Below are 19,945 nucleotides of genomic sequence, written 5' to 3'. Positions count from 1 at the left end.
GGTGGCAATCAGTCGTACGAGGCTTTCCCTCAGACCCCAACTCGTCGCCACCCACCGGACCAACCGGGGATGCTCATGCAACCCTGGAACCCCGGACTGATCAAGTACCGGAGCTCCTTACATGACCCATCACACCAACCCTGCCGCGGACGCCGGAGGTACCGGCGTCTGACGGGCAAGCCCGGGACGCGCACGGCTGCGTCCCGGGCTCGTCGGTCGATGCTCAGTAGCGGTAGTGCTCCGACTTGTACGGACCCTCGACAGGTACGCCGAGGTAGGCGGCCTGCTCCTTGGTCAGCTCGGTCAGCTTGGCGCCGAGCGCGTTCAGGTGCAGCCGGGCGACCTTCTCGTCCAGGTGCTTCGGCAGCGTGTAGACGCCGACCGGGTACTGGTCGGTCTTGGTGAAGAGTTCGATCTGCGCGATGGTCTGGTTGGCGAACGAGTTCGACATCACGAAGCTCGGGTGCCCGGTCGCGTTGCCCAGGTTCAGCAGCCGGCCCTCGGAGAGCACGATGATCGAGTGGCCGTCGTCGAACTGCCAGACGTCCACCTGCGGCTTGATGTTGATCCGCTGCACGTCGGAGCGCTTGGCCAGTCCGGCCATGTCGATCTCGTTGTCGAAGTGGCCGATGTTGCCGACGATCGCCTGGTGCTTCATCCGGGCCATGTGGTCGTTACGGATCACGTCGAAGCAGCCGGTCGCGGTGATGAAGATGTCGGCGGTCTCGACCACGTCGTCCAGGGTGGAGACCTGGTAGCCGTCCATCGCGGCCTGGAGTGCGCAGATCGGGTCGACCTCGGTGACGATGACCCGGGCACCCTGGCCGCGCAGCGACTCGGCGCAGCCCTTGCCGACGTCGCCGTAGCCGAGCACGACGGCGGTCTTGCCGCCGATCAGCACGTCGGTGGCCCGGTTGATGCCGTCGATCAGGGAGTGACGGCAGCCGTACTTGTTGTCGAACTTGCTCTTGGTCACCGAGTCGTTGACGTTGATGGCCGGGAAGAGCAGCGTGCCGTTCTGCTGCATCTCGTAGAGCCGGTGCACGCCGGTGGTGGTCTCCTCGGTGACGCCCTTGATACCGGCGGCGACCCGGGTCCAGCGCCGGTCGTCCACGGCGAGCGAGCGGTGCAGCAGGTCGAGGACGACCGCGTACTCCTCGGAATCGGCGCTCTCCACCGGCGGTACCGCGCCGGCGCCCTCGAACTGGGCACCCCGGTGCACCAGCAGGGTGGCGTCGCCGCCGTCGTCGAGGATCATGTTCGGCCCCTGGCCGTCCGGCCAGAGCAGCACCTGCTCCGTGCACCACCAGTACTCTTCGAGCGTCTCGCCCTTCCAGGCGTAGACCGGTACGCCGGACGGGGCGTCCGGGGTGCCGTCCGGGCCGACCACGATGGCGGCGGCCGCGTGGTCCTGGGTGGAGAAGATGTTGCACGACGCCCAGCGGACCTGGGCGCCGAGCGCCACCAGGGTCTCGATGAGCACCGCGGTCTGGATCGTCATGTGCAGCGAGCCGGTGATCCGGGCACCGCGTAGCGGCTGCTCGGCGGCGTATTCGCGGCGGATCGACATCAGGCCGGGCATCTCGTGCTCGGCGAGCTGGATCTCCTTGCGCCCGAACTCGGCGAGGGAGAGGTCCGCCACCTTGTAGTCGCCCTCGGCGAGCGTGCCGGGCCGTGGCGCGGCGGACGAACCACCCGTGGGTGCCGGGAGAGTGCTGGTCATGAAGGCTCCTGTCGTACGGTCTGCGGCGCGACCCTCCACGTTACGCTCCGGCCGTACCGCGACGGACTCCGGTCGGGTCGCAATCCGGACAGTACGGACCGGGGGCTGTCCTGGGCGGCGGGAGGTTCCCGGGCCGAGGTCGGGACAGCGCGCGGGGCGGTCGGTCCGGGCGGTCTCCCACCCAGTCTCCGGCCGCCCCGCGCATCCCCCCGGTTTGGTTCCCCCGCGCGTGTCTCGGACCTGCGTCGCGATAACGCTGCGTACTCATAGCGTCACACTGAGCAGGAGGGGTGTCAAGCTGATCCGCAAATTCCCGTTTCGCGGTGACTCGCGTTTACCTCGCCGCACCTAGTCGTCGGGGCACTCCCGGTCACCGTCGCCGGACGAACATCCCCCGCTGTGGAACGACGTAGATCAGCCCCTGCTCCACCAGCAGAGCAACGGCCCTGCGGACGGTCGTCCGGGCGATTCCATAGGTGCCGACGAGCTGGTTCTCCGACGGGATCGCCCGGTCAGGTTGCCAGTCGCCGCGTTCGATGCGGGCGGCCAAGATGGCCGCAAGCTGCCGGTACGGCGGCACCGGCCCCTCGTGGTCTATCAGGTCGTCGGGTCCCACCGAAACGACGCTAGGCATGATGCGTCGATCACGAGCGACCTCCTACAAGGCTGTACATAGCGCTATGTAGCGCTATATGCTCTCGTGCAGGGCCTCCTGCTCGGTAGCACATGTCGGCGTCGGGTGGGGGTGCCGCGCAAGAGAGGGCTGCTGCCGGCACTTCCCCCAGGGTCTCCGGCGCCCGGCAGCAGCCCTCGGCCCCGACCCGCCCAGGAGGTCCACGTGCACCCCCAGCCGTTCAACCGCGCTCAACTCTTCGATCCTGCCCAGCCGTTCGACCGTGCCCAGCGGCCATCGCAGGACGCCGAACGCCAGCTTCACCGGCTCAGGGAGGAACTGGCCTCCTGCCAGCAGGTCATGTGCGAGATGCAGGGCCGGCTGAACGATGCCCGCTCCCGACTGGCCGTGATAGGGAGGATCGCCCGGGACGACGCTCGATGCCGGCGGGCCCCCACCGTCTCCTGGGCCGCTGTCCGAGCGGCGCTCTACTGCCAACCCGACATGCTCGACCGGATCGGTCCGGACCTGCCCCGCCGGTGACCAGACCGAACTCCAACCGAACCCGGCCAGCCGGTCCGACCCCTCAGCGGAGTCCCACCGACGCGACGTAGAGCTCGCCGTCGCCGCTGACGGTCATCGGTCCGCCGTCGGCCCGGCCGATCGCCGCCGCACCGGGCCCGAGCAGCGCCGACCCGGCGGCGTCCGCCACGGTGACCTCGCCGGCCAGACAGAGCGCGATCCGGGGGCCCCGCAGGTCGAGCCGGGCCGACCCGACCCGCTCGTCGAGGCGTACGCCGTGCAGGGCGAAGTCGTCCACCGGCACCGGCCAGGTCACCACGGCGGGAGACACCTGGACCGGGCTGACCACCGGGTCGGCCAGCACCTCGAAGCGGAGCACCCGGAGCAGTTCCGGCACGTCCACGTGCTTCGGGGTCAGTCCACCGCGCAGCACGTTGTCGCTGGCCGCCAGGATCTCCACCCCGGCGCCGTACAGGTAGGCGTGCAGGTTGCCGGCCGGCATCCAGATCGCCTCCCCCGGGGCCAGATCGAGGTGGTTGAGCAGCAGCGCGACCAGCACGCCCGGATCCGCCGGATAGCGCCGGGCCAGCCCGCGGGCCAGTTCGGCCGAGGTGGCGAACCGCTCTCCGACCTCCGCATCGGCCACCGCCGCGACCAGCGCGGCCCGCTCCGACGACGGCCAGCTGAGCAGGGTGTGCACCGCGTCGCGCAGTCCGTCGACGCCGGCCCGCAACGCGGCGACCACCGGCGCCAGCGCGGGTACGCCGAACGCGTCGAGCAGGTCCGCCGAGTCCCCCGGATCGCGGAACCCGCACAGCGCCTGGAACCGCGAGACCGCGACCAGCATCTCCGGCTTGTGGTACGGGTCGACGTAGTTGCGGTGGGTCAGCTCGGGATCGGTCGTCTCGGCCGCGTACCCGGCCCGAGCCTGCTCGGCGTCCGGATGCGCCTGCAACGACAGCGGCGCCTCCGGGGCCAGCACCTTGAGCAGGAACGGCAGCCGCTGGCCGAACCGGTCGACCACGTCGGCGCCGAGCCAGCGCCCCGGATCCTCGGCGAACGCGTCGAGCAGGCTCAGCGGCGCCCCGCCCCGGTTCAGCGTGCTCGGGTCGCCCGGATGGGCGCCCAGCCACAGCTCCGCCTCCGGGCCATCGCTCGGCACCGGGCGGCCCTGCAACTGGGCGAGGATGGTCCGCGATCCCCAGGCGTAGTCCCGGATCCGACCGTGCAGCGGTTCCACTGCTCAGACTCCCTTGAGTTGCGGCACCCCGTCCGCGGGTTGCTCCACGTTCCGGTAGATGTCCGGCTCCAGGTAGATCACCCGGGCGATCGGTACCGAGTTGCGGATCCGCGCCTCGACCGAGTTGATCCCCTCGGCCAGCTCGGCCGCGGTGGCGTACGGCCGCACCGCGACCTTCGCGGCGACCAGCAGCTCCTCCGGCCCCAGGTGCAGGGTCTTCATGTGGATGATCCGCTCGACCTCGGAACCGGAGGTGATCGCCTGCTCGATCCGCCGGACGTCCTCCGGGGTGGCCGCCTCGCCGAGCAGCAGGCTCCTGGTCTCCAGCGCCAGGATGACCGCGATGGCCACCAGCAGGATGCCGATCGCCGCCGTGCCGGCCGCGTCCCAGTAGCCGTTGTCGGTGATCAGGGTCATCGAGACCCCGACCAGGGCGAAGATCAGACCGAGCAGCGCACCGAGGTCCTCCAGCAGCACCACCGGCAGCTCCGGCGCCTTCGCCCGGCGGACGAACTCCGTCCAGGACGCCTTGCCCCGGACCGCGTTCGACTCGACGATCGCGGTCCGGAACGAGAACGACTCCAGGATGATCGCGACCACCAGTACCACGACCGGCAGCCACTGCCAGCTCTTGATGCCGTACGGGCCGTGCGCCGCCTGCTCGTGCCACTTGTGGTACGCCTCGTAGAGCGCGAAGAGGCCACCGAGGGTGAACAGCACGATGGAGACGATGAACGCGTAGATGTAGCGCTCCCGGCCGAACCCGAAGGGGTGTTCCGGGGTCGCCCGGCGCCGGGCCCGGCGCCCGCCGAGCAACAGCAGCGCCTGGTTGCCGGAGTCGGCCACCGAGTGGATCGACTCCGCGAGCATCGACGACGAGCCGCTCAGCGCGAACGCGACGAACTTGGTCACCGCGATGCCCAGGTTGGCCAGCAGGGCCGCGACGATCGCCTTGGTGCCGCCACTCGCGCTCACGACCGGTCCTCCGCCGGCACCGTGCCCCGGTTCACCGGCACCGGGAAGCAATCCAGATGAGCACCAAGATCGGCCGGACCCTGGGCCACGGCGGCCCCGACCCGGGTGGTCTGCTCGGTCACGGGTTGGCAAGCTCCTTCATCTCGGTGATCGCCGGTACGGCCATCGGGTCAAGTCCGTGCGCAAGCGCCAGGTAGATCGAGGCGAAGTCGGGCACCGCGATCAGCGAGGCGAGCCGTTCCAGCGCGGACCCGCCCTCGGCGGTCACCACGTCGCAGCGCACCCCGCGCCGCTCGGCGAGGGTCTGCACGGCATCAGCCCGGCGCTCCTCCACCACCAGCGGCTCGTCGGTGTCGTCGTCGGCGTTCAGGCCGCCGTCGCGGAGCAGCACCACCCGCAGCCGGGTGCCGGTCGACTCCTCCTCCGGGTCGGCGAAGATGTCCCGGCTCGACTCGCCGAGGCCGCCGAAGACGCCGTCGAGCAGGCCGACCCGGCCGCGCCCCGCCTCGCCGAGCGCACCGGCCACCACCGGGTAGCGGGCGTTCGCCGAGAGGGTGTCGCCGAACCGCCGGGCGGCGGCGGTGGCCAGCGGGGACGAACCCCAGACGATCGGCACCGAGCCGGCCAGGCCCAGCGCCAGCGACTTGGCCGGATTGACGAAGGACTCGGCGGACGGGCGGCACCGGTCGGCGTCCGCGTCCAGCCGGGCCGCCGTCTCGGCCAGGTCCGCCTCGTTCACCTTGACCAGGCCGAGCGTGCGGGCGGCCATCAGCACCGGCACGGTGAGCGCCCAGAGGCTGGCCCGGGCCGGCGCCCGGCGGGGTACCGGGATGAACGGCGCCCGGGCGCCCTCGGCCACCGACTGGAGCCGCGAGTCCGGTGCACCGACCGCGACCAGCCGGGCTCCGCGCCGGGCGGCGGCCTCGGCCGCGCCGAGCGCCTCGGGGCCGCGTCCGGAGGCGCTGACCGCGATGACCACGTCCGCCGCGCCCACCCAACCCGGCACCCCGGCACTGCGGTGCTGGATCACCGGGACGGGACAGCGCGGGCCGGCGACGGTGGCCAGCACCTCACCGGTACGCGCGGCGGTGCCGATGCCGGCGATCACGACCGCCCGGGGGCGGCCCTCGTCGGCCAGCATCCCGAGGTTGGCCTCGGCGGCCAGCGCGGCGGACTCCCGCACCTGGGCGCCGGCCGCGGCGGTGTGCCGGAGCATTCCGCCCGGGTCGTTCTCGTTGAGTACCGCGACGTCGTCGAGCAGCGTGTCGTCGGCGACCGGGCGACCGCGCAGCCCGGCCGTACCGTCCATCATCGCTGGTCCGTGGTGCCGCCGGGGGCGGCGGCCGGGCCGGTCGTCGCCGGTCCGCCGCGCGCCTCGTCGAGCAACAGCACCGGCACGTCGTCGCGCACCTCGAAGATCCGCGCGCACTCGGTGCAGGTCAGGGTCTGCGCCGCGGGATCGTAGTTGAGCGGTGCGTGATGGGTGTCCGGGCAGGCCAGGATCTCCAGTAACTGCGGGTCGAGGGCCACCGTGCGGCTCCTTCCACTCCTCGTGCGGTAGGTCGGGTACGGCGGGTCTCCGACCAGCGCGATGGATCTTATCGGCGAACCAGTCCGAGCACCTCGTCGCGGAGTGCCACCATCCGGTCCCGGGTGGGCGCCTCGACGTTCAGCCGGAGCAGCGGCTCGGTGTTGGACGCGCGCAGGTTGACCCAGGCGCCGTCCGGGAAGTGCAGGGTCAGGCCGTCCAGCTCGTCGGTCTCCGCGTCTGGGTAGGCGGCCCGGACCTCGGCGAGCTTGGCCCGCTGGTCCGGTACGGTCGAGTTGATCTCGCCGGAGGAGGCGTACCGCTCGTATGCCCGGCCGAGTTCCGACAGCGGACCCTCCTGCTCGCCGAGTGCCGCCAGCAGGTGCATCGCGGCGAGCATGCCGGTGTCGGCGAACCAGAAGTCCCGGAAGTAGTAGTGCGCCGAGTGCTCGCCGCCGAAGACCGCGTTCGTACGGGCCATCTCGGCCTTGATGAAGGAGTGGCCGACCCGGCTGCGCACCGGCTCGCCGCCGTGCTCACGGACGATCTCCGGCACCGCGCTCGACGTGATCAGGTTGTGGATGATCGACGCTCCCGGATGCTTGGCCAGCTCACGGACCGCCACCAGGGCGGTGATCGCCGACGGCGAGACCGGTTCGCCCCGCTCGTCGACCACGAAGCAGCGGTCCGCGTCGCCGTCGAAGGCCAGCCCCAGGTCGGCACGGTGCTCGCGTACCGCCGCCTGGAGGTCGACCAGGTTCGCCGGGTCCAGCGGGTTCGCCTCGTGGTTGGGGAACGAGCCGTCGAGTTCGAAGTAGAGCGGCACGATCTCCAGCGGCAACGCCGGCAGCACGGCGTCACCGAGCACGGCCGGTACGGTGTGCCCGCCCATCCCGTTGCCGGCGTCGATCACCACCTTGAGCGGGCGGATCCCGGTCAGGTCGACCAGGGTGCGCAGGTGTGCGGCGTACGCGGACAGCAGGTCCCGGTGCTCCAGCGGCGGCAGCGGCTCGTCCGCCGGCCGCGTCTCGGCCTTGTCCAGCAGCGCCTGGGCCCGGTCGCGCAGCTCGGCCAGCCCGCTGTCCTGGCCGACCGGCCGGGCGCCGGAGCGGCACATCTTGATGCCGTTGTAGGCGGCCGGGTTGTGGCTGGCGGTGAACATCGCGCCGGGCAGGCGGAGGCTGCCGGAGGCGTAGTAGAGCAGGTCGGTGCTGCCGAGGCCGAGATGGAGCACGCCGAGCCCCTCCGAGCGGACCCCGCTGGCGAAGGCGCCGGCGAGGCCCGGTGACGACGCCCGCATGTCGTGGGCGACGGCTACGGTCCCGGCCGGCTCTCCGGAGGTCCGGAGAAGCTGCGCGAAGGCCGCACCCAACGCCTCGGCGGCCCGCTCGTCCCACTGGTCGGGAACGGTGCCCCGGACGTCGTACGCCTTGACGATTGCGGACAAATCAGACAAGATCTCGCCCCTCAGCCGGACACTCGGTCAACGGCCTGAGCGTATCGGAGCCGGAAGCCGCACCCCGCCCCAAGGCGATCTGCCGGCGCGACAGGTGTAGTCCGCCCTGTTCGGCATGCCGTGCCTCCCCGACACGCCAGGCCGGACAGCCGCCCGGGCTACGCCTCAGGGCGCCGGGCCGGCGGCAGGATCAGGGTCGCGTCCGGGCCACCGGCCGAGGGCTGCTCCGGCGGTACCGGTCCGCCCGGTCGGGGTGGCGCGGCATCCGGCTCGGCCGGCGGCACGTCGCCGGGTGGCACCGAGCCACCCCGGACCGGCGGCGCCACGTGCGGCGGCGCTCCGTGCGACGAGGATGCGTGCGGCGGCGCCACATGCGGCGGGGACGGGCGCGAGGCTGCCCCGTGCGGCGGGACCGTCCCGGGCTGCCGGGGCGGAGTCGACCCGGCCGGTCGCGACGGAGCCGATCCGGCGGTGGGCAGGATCAGCGTCTGGTCACCGACGACCGGCGGTACCCCGCCCGCCGCTCCTGGCCGGTCGGCCGGCCCGGAACCGGGCAACGGTCCGGCAGAGCCTGAACGGGGCAAGGGTCCAGCAGAGCCGGAGCCGGGCAACGAACCGGCAGGGCCCGCGCCGGGCATCCGCACACCGCTGCGGAAGACCTGACCGGTCGGCGGGATCCGGGCCGTCGGGTCGGCACCGGCCGGCGGGATCCGGGTGGTCTGCTCCGCACCGAGCAGGACGATCCGGGCCGTCGGATCCGCACCTGCCGCCGTCGCGCCCACCGCGCGGCCGCGCTCGGCCCGGCCCCGTCGGATCAGCAGCACGATCAGGGCGATCCCGATCCCGACCATCACCACGCCGACCACCATCACCAGGCCGCCCAGTCCCAGCGACCCATCGGAGGAGTCGGCGGCGACCGGCCGCGTCGGCGGGGCGGCCGCCGCCTGGGTGGCCTCGACCACCGGCTCCTCGGTGGCCTGCACCGTCGCCGACGGGATCACCAGCGCGGGGGTACGGTCCGGCGACTCCGGGCGGTCCCCGGTCCGCCCGGTCACCCGGGCCGAGTCGGTGCCCCGGCCGAGCAGCCGCCCACCCGCCCCGTACGCCTCGGCCAGCAGGGTCACCCGGCCACCCGGCACACCCTCGGCCAGGCTCACCCGGTACCGGCTCGACACGCTCTTCTTCGCGCAGAGTTCGGCCTTGTCCGGTGTGGTGCGCTCCCCGACGACGATCCCGTTCGCGGCGTCCGAGACCGGCACCCGGCGCCAGTCACCGTCGGCGGCGACCCGCAACTCGACCTGGTCGGCGGTCAACCCCGGCAGGTGCACGCCGAGCACGGTACGGACGTTGACACAGCCTCCGCTGCGCATCGAGACGTTCACCGTCACCGAGCCCGCCGAGCCGCCCGCACTGATCGACTTCGGCGCGCGGACGCGTACCGACTCCCCCTCGGCCACGGCCGGGGCGGCGGCAAGTGCCACCGTCGGGCCGACCAGCAGGCAGACGGCTCCCAACCAGGTTGCGACACGCCGTACCGACATGACCACCTCGCTCGTCGCAGGGCAAGATCCGGGCACAGGCTACCGGTGGACCGGCAGCCGCCTTCTCTGATGCCCGACCGGCGCGGTGCCGAATCCTCCGGCGACCCGGACAGCCCCCGCCCCGCACCCCGGGACCCCGCCCGGCGACGGCCACCGTCCGCCCGGCACCGACAGAAGTCGCGAAGGGCCGTCCACGGTCAGCCGGGCGGGCGCGGCGAGCAGGGCGGGCAGTTCCGCCGTCCTCGGCGTACGCCACGTCGAGCCCGGCCACCGTGCGGGGTGCGGTCGCCCCCGACCCGGTCAGGTCGACCAGCGGGCGCAGCCGGTCCTGCACCGCCGCCGCCTCGGCGACCGTGCCCGGAGTCTCGATCGTGGCCATGAGTGTGGAGAATTTGGGCTGTCGGTCTACCACTCGATCCCGCTCAGCACCATCACCCGGGACTCGGTGTAATCCTCCATCGCGCTGCGTATCCCCTCCCGGCCGACGCCGCTGCCCTTCACCCCGCCGTACGGCACCTGGTCGGCCCGGTACGACGGCACGTCGCCGACGATCACCCCACCGACGCGCAGCGTCCGGTACGCGGCGAAGGCGGTCCGCAGGTCGTGCGTGAAGATCCCGGCCTGCAACCCGTACGCCGAGTCGTTGACGGCGGCGAACGCGGCCGCGTCGTCCGGCACCGACGCCACCACCAGGACCGGCCCGAAGACGTCCTCGGTGCTGACCCGGCACCGCGGCGGCACCCCGGTCAGCACCGTCGGCGGGTAGTTCGCGCCCTCCCGGCGACCGCCCAGCTCGACGGTGGCGCCGCTCGCCACCGCCTCGTCGACCCAGCTCTCCACCCGCCGGGCGGCGGCCTCGTCGACAAGTGGCCCGACCTCGGTCGCCTCGTCAGCCGGATCCCCGGTACGCAGCGCGGCGACCGCCGCGACCAGCCGGGGCAGGAAGCCGTCGAGCAGCCACTCGTGCACGTAGACCCGCTGCACCGCGATACAGCTCTGCCCGGCCTGGTAGTTGCCGAAGGTGGCGATCCGCCGCGCGGCGTGGTCGAGGTCGTCGACGCTGGCCCAGTCCGCGCAGACCACCGCGGCGGCGTTGCCGCCCAGCTCCAGCGTGACGTGCTTGTCCGGCACCGACTGCCGGATCGCCGCGCCGACCGGCCCGGAGCCGGTGAACGACACCACCGGCAGCCGGGGGTCACGGACCAGTTCACCGGCCCGGTCGTTCGGCAGCGGCAGCACCGAGCACATCCCGGCCGGCAGGCCGCTGCCCGGACCGTCCGGCTCGGTCGCCTCGGCCAGCAGCTCGCCGAGGAGCAGCGCGGTCAGCGGGGTCGCCGGGGCCGGCTTGACCACGATCGGCGCCCCGACCGCGAGCGCGGGGGCGACCTTGTGTGCCACCAGGTTCAGCGGGAAGTTGAACGGCGTGATGCCGAGCACCGGTCCTCGGGGCAGCCGGCGGACCAGGGCGATCCGGCCCTCCCCGGTCGGCTCGGTGTCCAGCCGCTGCATATCGCCGGACCAGCGCCGGGCCTCCTCGGCACCCCACCGGAAGGTGGCGACCGCGCGGGCCACCTCGACCCTCGCCCACCTGACCGGCTTGCCGCTCTCGGCGGTGATCAGCCGGGCGACCTCCCCGGCCCGTTCGGCGAGCCGGCGCGACACGTGTTCCAGGGCTCCGGCCCGGACGTGCGCCGGCAGCGCGGCGGCCCGGTCCGCCACCTGGGCAGCGGCGGCGACCGCCGTCTCGACCTGTTCCGGGTCGGCGAAACTGGTCCGGCCGACCTCGCGACCGTCGTACGGATGCCGGACCAGGAGGGGATCGGCGCCCCGGGCCGGCCGGCCGGCGAGGAGGAACGGCACGGACTCCACGCCCGGCAGCCTAGTCCTCCGGTACCGGCCGGCGGGTCATCGCTGGCCGCCTCCACCCGGCACGGTGCTCAGTCGACGGGTCACCGCTGACCGCTCCCCCGGCCGGCACGGTGCTCAGTCGACGGGTCACCGCTGACCGCTCCCCCGGCCGGCACGGTGCTCAGTCGACGGGTCACCGCTGACCGCTCCCCCGGCCGGCACGGTGCTCAGGTAGTCGTGCAGCCGGCTCGACCCTTCGAGCATCGCGGTGGCCCGCTCGGTCAGCTCCAGGCGACGGCGTGAGACGGCGGCCCGCAATGCCGCCGTACTGCCGGTGCGGCGGAGACCGTCCAGGATCGGCCGGATCTGCGGCAGCGGGTAGCGGCTGCGCCGGAGCATGCTGATCATCTGGGCGTTCCGGATCTCGGCCGGGCCGAAGCGGCGGTATCCGGTGCCCGGTTCGCGCTCCGGTACCAGCAGGCCGGCGGCCTCCCAGACCCGCAGCGCCGACGTACGCACACCGAGCCGGGCCGCCAGCTCGCCGATCCGCAGCGCCAGCCGGGGTACGGTCGCCGACTCGGTCTCCTGCTCGGCTACCGCCTCCAGCGCGGTGGCCGTCTCGGCGAGCGAGCGGCGCTCCTCGTGCAGCCCGGCGTGGGCGGCGTCGACCAGCGCGAGCGCTGACGGCAGGTCCCCGGTGTGCACCGCGTGCATGATCGACCGAGCCGTCTCCCAGCCGTAGCCCCTGGCCAGGGCCCGGTACGTCAGCAGCGCCCGGCGGTGCCGCTCGTCGAACTGGCGGTAGCCGGCGGCGGTGCGGGGCGCCGGGGGCAGCACCCCGGCGTCGAGGTAGTTGCGGACCTGCTGGGTGGAGATGCCGGCCAACCGGGCGAGGTCGACCGGGCGCAGTCTCCGCTCGGGCCGGCTCACCGCGCCGCCCCGCCGCCCGAAGCCCGGTGCGCCAGGTTGAAGGTTTCCAGCAACATCGGCCCAGGATAGGCCCTGAGGTTGCCACAACCCTCAAGGCGGTTCGGAGCAGCGTTGGAGAGCCAGGCGACCACCGGCCGGCTATTCGCCGGCCGTGCCGTCGAGCAGTTTCCGGGCGATGTCGGCCCCGATTCACCGGCCGGTCCAGGGCACCGCCGCACGCCGCTCCGGCTCGGGCCCACCACCGGCGCCGGACCCGACGCGGGTTGCGGGGCGGGCCCGCGCGGATCAGCGGCGGTGCCGGTTACGGGCGCGCAGTTCGGTCATCAACTCCCGCCAGCGCCGGGGGATGCCGATGTCGAAGTACTCCGACTTGAGACCGATGATCTTCACTTCCCGGTCGCTGAGCAGGGCCTTCATCGCCGAGTGCAACTCGGCGATGAAGGCGGTCTCACCGAGTCGCCGGATGCTGCCCGGCTCGATGTCGACGCTCCACCGCATCAGCCCGTAGGTGCGGACCCGCACCGCGCCACCGGTCGAGACACCTTCGGCCTCGATGGCGTTCAGCTCCGTCTCGTACTGTCGCCGGTACGGATCGTCGCTGGGTCGTTCCGCGTCGGCGAGTTCGTCCGAGCTGAACCCCTGGGACTTCCGGTAGGCCTCGGAACGCGCCCGGTGATAGGCCACCCAGGTGGTCAGCCCCAGCCGGCCGAGCTGGTGACTGAGGTGCTCCTCGTCGTACCGGTCGAACGCGCCGGGCGCGAAGGTGATCTCCACGTCGTGGTAGTTGGAGACGCGTGCCCGGATGCGCTCGTCCGGAGAGTCCACCGTGACGACCATGTTGTCGAGGTACTCACCGATGGAGGGCATGTCGCTCCCTTCGAGGGCAGAGGTGTGCCGGCGTAACGATAACGCCAGGAACCGACCAATCGACCGGTTGATGCGCTGTGGTAGACACGGCCTCATGCATTCGCAGAGTCGGGTCGTCGTGCCGCTCGCCGCGCTGGTGATCGGGGTCGCGCTGGCACCGCCCCCTCCGGCGTACGGCGGGAAGTCCGACCTCGACGTCTTCGCCGGCACCGGCACGGCCGGCTCGACCGGTGATGCCGGTCCGGCGTCGGCGGCCTCGCTCAACCATCCGGGCGGGGTGGCGGTGGCCGCCGACGGCACCGTCTACCTCAGCGACGGCGGCAACCGTCGGGTCCGGGCGGTCGCCCCGGACGGCACCATCTCGACCGTCGCCGGCACCGGTCGGGCCGGCACCCCGGGCACGGCGGTGCCCGACGGCACGGCTGGCACCGACGTGGACCTGGGGGTGCCGCAGAGCCTGGCGGTCGGTCCCGACAACGCGCTCTTCGTCGCCGATCCCGGCCTGTCCCGGGTGTTCCGGCTCACCCCGGACGGCCGGATGTCGGTGTTCGCCGGCACGGGTGTGCCCGGGCCGATCGGTGACGGAGGACCCGCCACCCGGGCGTCCTTCGGTCAGCTCGGCGGCCTCGCCGTGGCGCCCGACGGCACCGTCTATATCGGAGACGTCGGCAACCACCGTGTCCGGGCGGTGGCGCCGGATGGCTCCATCAACACCGTGGCGGGAAACGGGAACGCCCAGCTCACCGCGGCCGGAGGGGCCGCCACCACGATCCCGGTGCCGAGCCCGTCGAGCCTCGCCGTGGACGCCGAGGGAGTCGTCTGGATCGCCGACGGGCTCGTGGTGCACCGGCTGCGCGCCGGGCAACTCGGCACGGTCACCCTGCCGGACCAGGCCGACGGCGCCAGGTGGGGTCTCTCCGAGGCGGCGAGCTGGCCGCCGCCGGAGCCCCCCGTCAACAACATCGCCGCGATAAGCGCCGTCGGCAACGAGATCTACCTTCTCGACCAGTCGGCCCGGACGCTCCTGCGGCTCGGCGCCGACAGAATCCTCGACACCGCCGCCGCACTCGACCCGGCGGGAAGTCCGGTGGTCGGGCCGATCGCGGTGGGCGCCACCGGGGTCGGTTACCTCGTCGACAACGCCGGCCACCGGGTGTACTCGTTCCGTCCGGCTCCGCCCGGCCAGGAAGATCCGGAAACCGGGCCGTCGGTGCCCTGGTGGCCGTTCGTCGCCGTCGCCGGCATCCTCGTCGTGCTCGGCGGCTGGCTGGTCAGCCGACGGCGAGCCCGCTGAGGGACGCGCGTGGCGTCGGCCACGGCGGCCTGCTGGATCGCCGCCATTCTCGAAGATGTCACAGCAACAGCCAAGGAGTCCTGATGGCGGAAATCGTCGGTGGGGACCTTTACCACCTCTGGCGGGTGTCCGACGTGCACCTGCCGCGGATCGCGGACGTCTACTACGACGCCAGCCGTGCCCTCGGCGGCGCGACCGGCGACGACGGCGGCGGGTTCCGGGCCAACACCCCCACCGGGCCGGGGGGCACCATCATGTCCAGTGCCGGAGCGGCGGCCTGGGGCGCCCTCCGGGACGAGATGCAACGGATGTACACCCAGACCGGCGGGACGATCCTCAACGCCGCCGACGCGCTCCGGCGCGCCCGGCAGGCGTACGTCGACGCCGACCTGGCCAGCGCCGACGCCCTGTCGCAGTACCTGGCCGACCCGGCGAACCACGACCCGAACAACCCGGCGTCGAACCCGCCCGCGGAGGGCGCCGACGACCACCCCGGCGAGCCCTACCAGGGCTGACCCGGACATCCACAGACCTCGACCTGGAAGCCGACGGCCCGCACGGGGGCAGTTGAAGGAGCAGTCAGCAGTGAGCAGCCAAGTCGACACGCCGGCCGATCTGGCCGGCGGGACGTACAAGGGCACGGTCCGGGAGAAGGCCGCCGAGCTGAAGCGGGAACTGATCCGGCAGACGCTCGACGACATCGAGTCGTGGCGCAAGGCCGTGGACCTCGAATGGGCCCAGGCGCACCCGGAGTCACCGCACTCGCCGATCCCGCCGGAGGAGGTCGAGGGTTACCGGAACACCGTCCGCAACGAGTACTACGAGTGGGTCGAGCCGGCCTTCGAGAAATACCTGGAGCCCGACCCGGACGCCCTCAACGAAATGATCACCGCGCTGCGTACGATCGAGAGCTCCTTCGAGGGCAGCCAGGACGACGCGGGCAACTTCAGCGGGGCCAGCCCCGCGCTGTCCCGGATCAACGACGTCCGCACCGACATGAGCCAGTGGCAGGGCGACCTCCAGGTCAACTTCATCGACAACTTCCTCACCCCGCTGCAGACCGCGTCGGTCAACCAGGCCGCCGTGGCGAAGGTGGTTCGCGAACAACTCGAATGCAACAAGATTCTCTACATCCGGTACCGCAAGGGCATCCTCGAACTGCTCGACAAGTCGATCCAGGCGGTGCAGACCCTCAACAACGGGAAGGACCCGAAGTCCTTCACCTGGGGAACCCTGGTCGGGATCTCGGTCGGTACGGCCCTGACGATCGGTTCGGGCGGCCTTGCGGTCGCCGGCGCGGTGCTGATCGTGAGCAGCACCGTCTCCCAGGGCCTGGTCCCCGATCCGCCGAAGACCAACGAGTTGAGCGCGCCCACGGCCCAGGAGGTCGCCGTCAAGGTCGCCGAGGCGATGTCCAAGATGGATGGTGACATGATCGAGGAGGAGCGGAAGGTCGAGCAGGCGCTGAAGAACCTCCTCGACACCATCGGGGATGCCCGCACCGGCACGGGCCCGCTCGCGGTGCCGGAGCCCGCCATCAGCTCCGCCCGCCCCGGCGAGATCACCGACGGCTCGCTGCGTCCCCACGACTGACCCAGATCAGCGCCCGCTCGCCGACGGGTGGGCTCGTGCTGTTTCCGGGAAAGAGTTGCTTCAGCAGGCGTCCGTAGGCACTGTTTCCCGGAGACAGCAGGTTCTCGCCGACCCCTGCGGGGCGCCGGGCGACGGTCAGGAGAGTTCGGCGAGGATTCCCTCGCAGCTGCGTACCACGATCCTTGCGGCGCGGCGCTGGTCGACGCCGCGCAGCGGGTCCTCGGCCAGGTCCTGCCAGCGGCGTACCGCCGCCGAGCCGCGCGCCCACAGCTCGTCGCCGGAGACGTCGTGCTCGACGCCGAGCCGGGCCGCCAGGCTCGCCCCGTCCCCGCCGATCAGCCGGTTGGCCTCGGCCGACAACTCCGGGTCGAACCGGAGCTGTCCGCCGAGCAGCGCGGCCGAGAGCCGCAGTTCGCGGAACTCGTGCGCACCGGCCAGCACCTGCTCCAGCCGGGCGAGGAGCTCCGCCGCGCCCGGTCGCGGCTCGGTCCGGAGCAGCGACTCCAGCGCCATCAACACCGCGCGGGCCTTGAGCACCGGGGCGCGGTCCACGAAATATCGGGCCATCGACTCGCGCAGCTCGGTCAGGCCACTGCGCCGGACCAGTTCGGCGGCGAGCCGGGCCCGGCTGTCGGCGCCGGTCCGGACCAGGGTGGTCGACAGACGTACCCCGAAGATGCCGAGCCGGTCGAGCAGCCGGCGGCGGGTTTCCGGGTCGAGCGGAATCGGGAAGTCGGCGGCGAGGAACCGGTCGGTGGAGAGCAGCAGCCGATCCGTCTCCGCCCGCGGCAGCCCGGCCAGCGCGTTCAGCACGGCGTACTCCGACTCGCTCAGCATCCGGCCGGCGAGCGCGACGAGGCCGCCGAGCGCGACCACGCTCAGGCAGTACGCGTTGATCCGCGGGTCGCGGCGGTGCCTGCGGGCGAGCTGCCGGGCGGTGAGCAGCGCATCGACCCGCCCCCCGGCCAGCTCGTCCACTCTGGACAACACCAGGAGTACGTTCACCGGCGCGGCCCGGGCCACCGAGCCCGACTGTGCCGCCTGGAACGGCCGCAGGTCGTCTCCGCTGCCGTCCCGGCTCAGATAGAGCACCGCATCCGCCTCGCGGACGATCCGCTGCACGGTGGCCGCGCCCCCACCGGAGCCGCCGACCAGTTCGGCGTCTCCCCCGGCGGTCGGCCCCGCCCCGAGGGCCAGCCGCCCGCTGCCGGTCCCGGCGTCCTCGCCGGCCGTCCGGTCGTCGGCCCGGTGGCTGACCGCCGGAGTGTCGATCAGTACGGCGTGCCGCAGCGCCCGGGTCGGCCACTGCACCACGATGTCGTCGACCCGGTCCCACCGCCCGCCGCCGAGGTCCACCCGCATCCCGCTGGCGGTACGGGTCACCGCGAGGTCCCGGGGCGCACCCCCGGCCGGGTACGCGGTGACCCGGGGCTCCGGCCCGTCCTCGTACCAGGTGAAGACCTGGCCGCCGTCGGCCACCTCGACCGGCGCGACCGCCTCGCCCATCACCGCGTTGACCAGTGTGGACTTGCCGGACCGCCACGGGCCGGCGACGGCGATCCGCAGCGGCTCCTCGAACCGGGCGAACTGCCGGTGCAACTGCTCCACCGCCGAGGGATCGTTGCCGTAGACCTCCAGCGCCTCGTGCACCAGCCCCCAGGCCGCCTCGTCCAGCCGGCCCACCCGACTCACGGGTTGGCTTCCAGGTCGGTGGACCCGGTGCCGAGGGGCTGCGCGCCGGCCAGTGCCTGGGCCTTCTCGTAGAGGTCGGCCAGCCGCTTCATCTCCAGGGCGATCCGGCGCTGCCGCTGGTCCCGCTCGGCCGCGTCGGCCTCGGCCGCCTGCTTGGCGGTCCGGAACGACCGGACGATGCCCTCCTGCAACTCCTCGGTCAGCCCGGTGAAGTGGTCCCGGAGCATCCGCTGCACCTGCCGGGCGGTGTCCTTGCAGTCCTTGCTCAGCCGGAGGAAGAAGTCGTCGACGTGCCGCTGGGTCGCCGCCTTGACCGCCGCCTGCCGGCGTTTGAGCAGCGACTTCCCCTCGTCGCGGACGCTCTTGCCGCCGAACAGCGCACCGGCGCCGAGCGAGATCGGGTTGATCAGCGGCATCCCGGCCAGCGTGGTCGCCAGGCCGAACATCAGCACTCCGCCGTACGAGCCGCGCAGGCCGGTGACTAGCTTCTGGGTTCGGGTGAACCTCTCGACGGTCGGCTGCTCCATGATCTGGATCCGGTCGCCGAGGTTCTCCGGTACCCGTACCGACCAGCTCGGCAGCGCGTCGAAGCCGTACCGGTCGAACTGGCCGGCGACCCGGTTGGCGATCCAGCCGCAGCGTTCGGCCAGCCAGGCGTAGTTCGCCTCGGCCGCCTCGGTGAGGTTCTCGGTCAGCCACTCCTGGAAGGTGTCCCAGCCGGTCAGCGGGTCGGCCGTGTCGAACGCCTCGTCCACCTTGCGCAGGATCTGTCGGGTACGGTCTCGCAGGTCGTACTCCACGTCGGAGATCAGGTCGGCCATCTCGTCGTTCAGGGTGTTCTGCCACCGCACCGAGCAGCGGCGCAGCTCGTCCACCTCGCGCTGGGCGGCGTGCAGTTTCGAGATCGGGCCGGACTGCTCGACGGCGGCCTCCTTCGAGACCGCGAGTTCGGCGCGCAGTGGCGCCGCGAGCTGTTCGAGGACGGTCCGGGCGCCCAGCGCCACCGCCGCCCTGGCCAGCGCGTCGGCCTTGCCGGCCTGGTCACGCTTGATCCGGTTGACCAGCTCGGGGAAGTACGACTCGGCGTTGAGCTGCTTGTCGTTGCCCCGGGCCGCCTGCAACCGCAGCGTCGCGGAGACCGGGATCAGCGTCGCCGGTACGCCCGCGTCGGCCAGGTGCTGCCGGTTGCGCTCGACCACCGCGCGCCAGTGCGGCACCATGTCGATTTTGCTCTGCACCACCGCCAGGTTGGCGTGCGACTGCGCGATGTGCAGCAACAGGTTCAGCTCGGCGACCGACAGCTCCCGGGTCACGTCCGAGACCAGCAGCACCAGGTCGGCCTGGCTCGGGGTGGCGGCCGGACTGATCGCCCGGCCCGGGTCGGTGCCGTCCACTCCGGGGGTGTCGACGAGGACGAGTCCGGAGGCGAGCAGCGCCCGGGGGAGGCCGATCTCGGCGTGTTCCAGCCCGCCGCCCGGCCGCCGTCGCATCGTCCCGCCGCCGACCGTCCGCCCCCCGCCGGACGGCCCGGCCACCGCCGAGCCGGCGGGTACGTCCCCGATGCCGCCGCCGCGGCCACTGATCCGGGCCGCGATCTGCTCGATCGGTACGGCGATCCGTTGTGCCGGTCCGGGCACCGCCATGCCGGGGCGGGCGCCGGCCACGGGTGCGCCGCCCGGGCCGGCCGGGCCGCTCCGCACCGATGGTCCCTGGCCGGCGCGACGCCGGCCGGGCGGTCGCTGCGGGTCCTGACCGTTCGCCACCTGGTCGGGTGCCGGTGGCGGGCTCCAGACCAGGGCGGCGGTCGGCGCCTCGGCATGCCCGACCACGGTCGGGATGGTGGTGCTCACCCCGTCTCCCACCGGGCAGACCGAGGCGTTGAGCAGCGCGTTGACGAGCTGGCTCTTGCCCTGTTTGGGCTCGCCCACGATCAGTACCCGCAGTCGCGGGTCCAGCAGCTGGGCTCGCCGGAGCCGAAGCCACGAGATGAGGTCACCCCGACCGTGCGCGCCGGAGACCCGCACGATCTCGTCGAGTACGTCAAGCCAGGGGGGCGCCATCACGCACCAAGTGTGCCGGTTACGCCGTAATTATCAAGAGGACCGAAGGCCGGACCGTGGGAC

The 19,945-nt window shown here is 72.6% G+C and carries 18 protein-coding genes; 4 read left to right on the top strand and 14 right to left on the bottom strand.

The annotated features are described in order from the left end of the window. Positions 1 to 223 precede the first annotated feature (223 nt). Both ahcY and ABNF97_RS32420 read right to left on the bottom strand, forming a co-directional pair. Complete coding sequence (ahcY, locus tag ABNF97_RS32425; protein ID WP_349340858.1) at positions 224 to 1,723, bottom strand: adenosylhomocysteinase; 1,500 nt, start codon at positions 1,721 to 1,723, stop codon at positions 224 to 226. Between the two features lie 370 nt (positions 1,724 to 2,093). Then, complete coding sequence (locus tag ABNF97_RS32420) at positions 2,094 to 2,339, bottom strand: GntR family transcriptional regulator (RefSeq protein WP_486484820.1); 246 nt, start codon at positions 2,337 to 2,339, stop codon at positions 2,094 to 2,096. A gap of 222 nt (positions 2,340 to 2,561) precedes the next feature. On the opposite strand from ABNF97_RS32420, the gene ABNF97_RS32415 reads away from it, so the two are divergent. Beyond that, the gene (locus tag ABNF97_RS32415) at positions 2,562 to 2,879 is read left to right on the top strand and encodes a hypothetical protein (protein ID WP_349340856.1); all 318 of its coding nucleotides are present in this window, start codon (positions 2,562 to 2,564) and stop codon (positions 2,877 to 2,879) included. A gap of 43 nt (positions 2,880 to 2,922) precedes the next feature. Here the strand turns inward: ABNF97_RS32415 and manA are convergent, their stop codons facing one another. The 10 genes from manA to ABNF97_RS32365 form a co-directional block, all read right to left on the bottom strand. Next, positions 2,923 to 4,098, bottom strand: a complete 1,176-nt coding sequence (gene manA / locus ABNF97_RS32410; protein WP_349340855.1) for a mannose-6-phosphate isomerase, class I — start codon at positions 4,096 to 4,098, stop codon at positions 2,923 to 2,925. A 3-nt stretch (positions 4,099 to 4,101) separates the two neighbouring features. Beyond that, a complete protein-coding gene (locus tag ABNF97_RS32405; RefSeq protein ID WP_349340854.1) occupies positions 4,102 to 5,073 on the bottom strand; it encodes a cation diffusion facilitator family transporter in 972 nt (323 codons plus the stop codon). Continuing rightward, positions 5,070 to 5,195, bottom strand: coding sequence for a hypothetical protein (locus ABNF97_RS32400; protein ID WP_349340853.1), 126 nt, complete (start codon positions 5,193 to 5,195; stop codon positions 5,070 to 5,072). The genes ABNF97_RS32405 and ABNF97_RS32400 overlap by 4 nt, the downstream gene beginning before the upstream one ends. Beyond that, positions 5,192 to 6,385 carry an SIS domain-containing protein gene (locus ABNF97_RS32395; RefSeq protein WP_349340852.1) on the bottom strand — a complete coding sequence of 398 codons (1,194 nt, stop codon included), beginning with the start codon at positions 6,383 to 6,385 and terminating at the stop codon, positions 5,192 to 5,194. Before ABNF97_RS32395 ends, ABNF97_RS32400 begins: the two co-directional genes overlap by 4 nt. After that, complete coding sequence (locus tag ABNF97_RS32390; protein ID WP_349340851.1) at positions 6,382 to 6,603, bottom strand: Trm112 family protein; 222 nt, start codon at positions 6,601 to 6,603, stop codon at positions 6,382 to 6,384. Before ABNF97_RS32390 ends, ABNF97_RS32395 begins: the two co-directional genes overlap by 4 nt. Positions 6,604 to 6,671: 68 nt before the next feature. Further along, positions 6,672 to 8,057 carry a phosphomannomutase/phosphoglucomutase gene (locus tag ABNF97_RS32385; protein WP_349340850.1) on the bottom strand — a complete coding sequence of 462 codons (1,386 nt, stop codon included), beginning with the start codon at positions 8,055 to 8,057 and terminating at the stop codon, positions 6,672 to 6,674. A 158-nt stretch (positions 8,058 to 8,215) separates the two neighbouring features. Then, entirely contained in the window at positions 8,216 to 9,598 is a 1,383-nt protein-coding gene (locus tag ABNF97_RS32380; RefSeq protein ID WP_349340849.1) for a hypothetical protein, read from the bottom strand. A gap of 405 nt (positions 9,599 to 10,003) precedes the next feature. Next, entirely contained in the window at positions 10,004 to 11,467 is a 1,464-nt protein-coding gene (locus tag ABNF97_RS32375) for an aldehyde dehydrogenase family protein (RefSeq protein WP_349340848.1), read from the bottom strand. Positions 11,468 to 11,593: 126 nt separating this feature from the next. After that, on the bottom strand, positions 11,594 to 12,376 hold the full coding sequence (locus tag ABNF97_RS32370) for a MerR family transcriptional regulator (protein WP_349340847.1): 783 nt from the start codon (positions 12,374 to 12,376) through the stop codon (positions 11,594 to 11,596). Positions 12,377 to 12,661: 285 nt separating this feature from the next. After that, entirely contained in the window at positions 12,662 to 13,243 is a 582-nt protein-coding gene (locus tag ABNF97_RS32365) for a hypothetical protein (protein WP_349340846.1), read from the bottom strand. 94 nt (positions 13,244 to 13,337) lie between these two features. On the opposite strand from ABNF97_RS32365, the gene ABNF97_RS32360 reads away from it, so the two are divergent. The 3 genes from ABNF97_RS32360 to ABNF97_RS32350 all read left to right on the top strand — a co-directional run bounded on the left by ABNF97_RS32360 (position 13,338) and on the right by ABNF97_RS32350 (position 16,130). Next, the gene (locus tag ABNF97_RS32360; RefSeq protein ID WP_349340845.1) at positions 13,338 to 14,537 is read left to right on the top strand and encodes an NHL domain-containing protein; all 1,200 of its coding nucleotides are present in this window, start codon (positions 13,338 to 13,340) and stop codon (positions 14,535 to 14,537) included. Between the two features lie 83 nt (positions 14,538 to 14,620). After that, positions 14,621 to 15,052 (top strand): hypothetical protein, encoded by a 432-nt coding sequence (locus ABNF97_RS32355; RefSeq protein ID WP_349340844.1) that lies wholly within the window; start codon positions 14,621 to 14,623, stop codon positions 15,050 to 15,052. 70 nt (positions 15,053 to 15,122) lie between these two features. After that, positions 15,123 to 16,130: a hypothetical protein gene (locus ABNF97_RS32350; RefSeq protein ID WP_349340843.1), complete on the top strand. Its 1,008-nt coding sequence runs from the start codon at positions 15,123 to 15,125 to the stop codon at positions 16,128 to 16,130. Between the two features lie 135 nt (positions 16,131 to 16,265). On the opposite strand, the gene ABNF97_RS32345 is transcribed toward ABNF97_RS32350, so the two are convergent. Continuing rightward, positions 16,266 to 17,822, bottom strand: a complete 1,557-nt coding sequence (locus ABNF97_RS32345) for a hypothetical protein (RefSeq protein ID WP_349340842.1) — start codon at positions 17,820 to 17,822, stop codon at positions 16,266 to 16,268. After that, positions 17,819 to 19,882, bottom strand: a complete 2,064-nt coding sequence (locus tag ABNF97_RS32340) for a dynamin family protein (protein ID WP_349340859.1) — start codon at positions 19,880 to 19,882, stop codon at positions 17,819 to 17,821. Before ABNF97_RS32340 ends, ABNF97_RS32345 begins: the two co-directional genes overlap by 4 nt. Positions 19,883 to 19,945: the final 63 nt, after the last annotated feature.

The organism is Plantactinospora sp. B6F1 (assembly GCF_040120695.1).
Classification (GTDB): domain Bacteria; phylum Actinomycetota; class Actinomycetes; order Mycobacteriales; family Micromonosporaceae; genus Plantactinospora.
The sequence above is the reverse complement of the archived record's forward strand: the minus strand, read 5'-3'. Positions and strand labels throughout refer to the sequence as shown.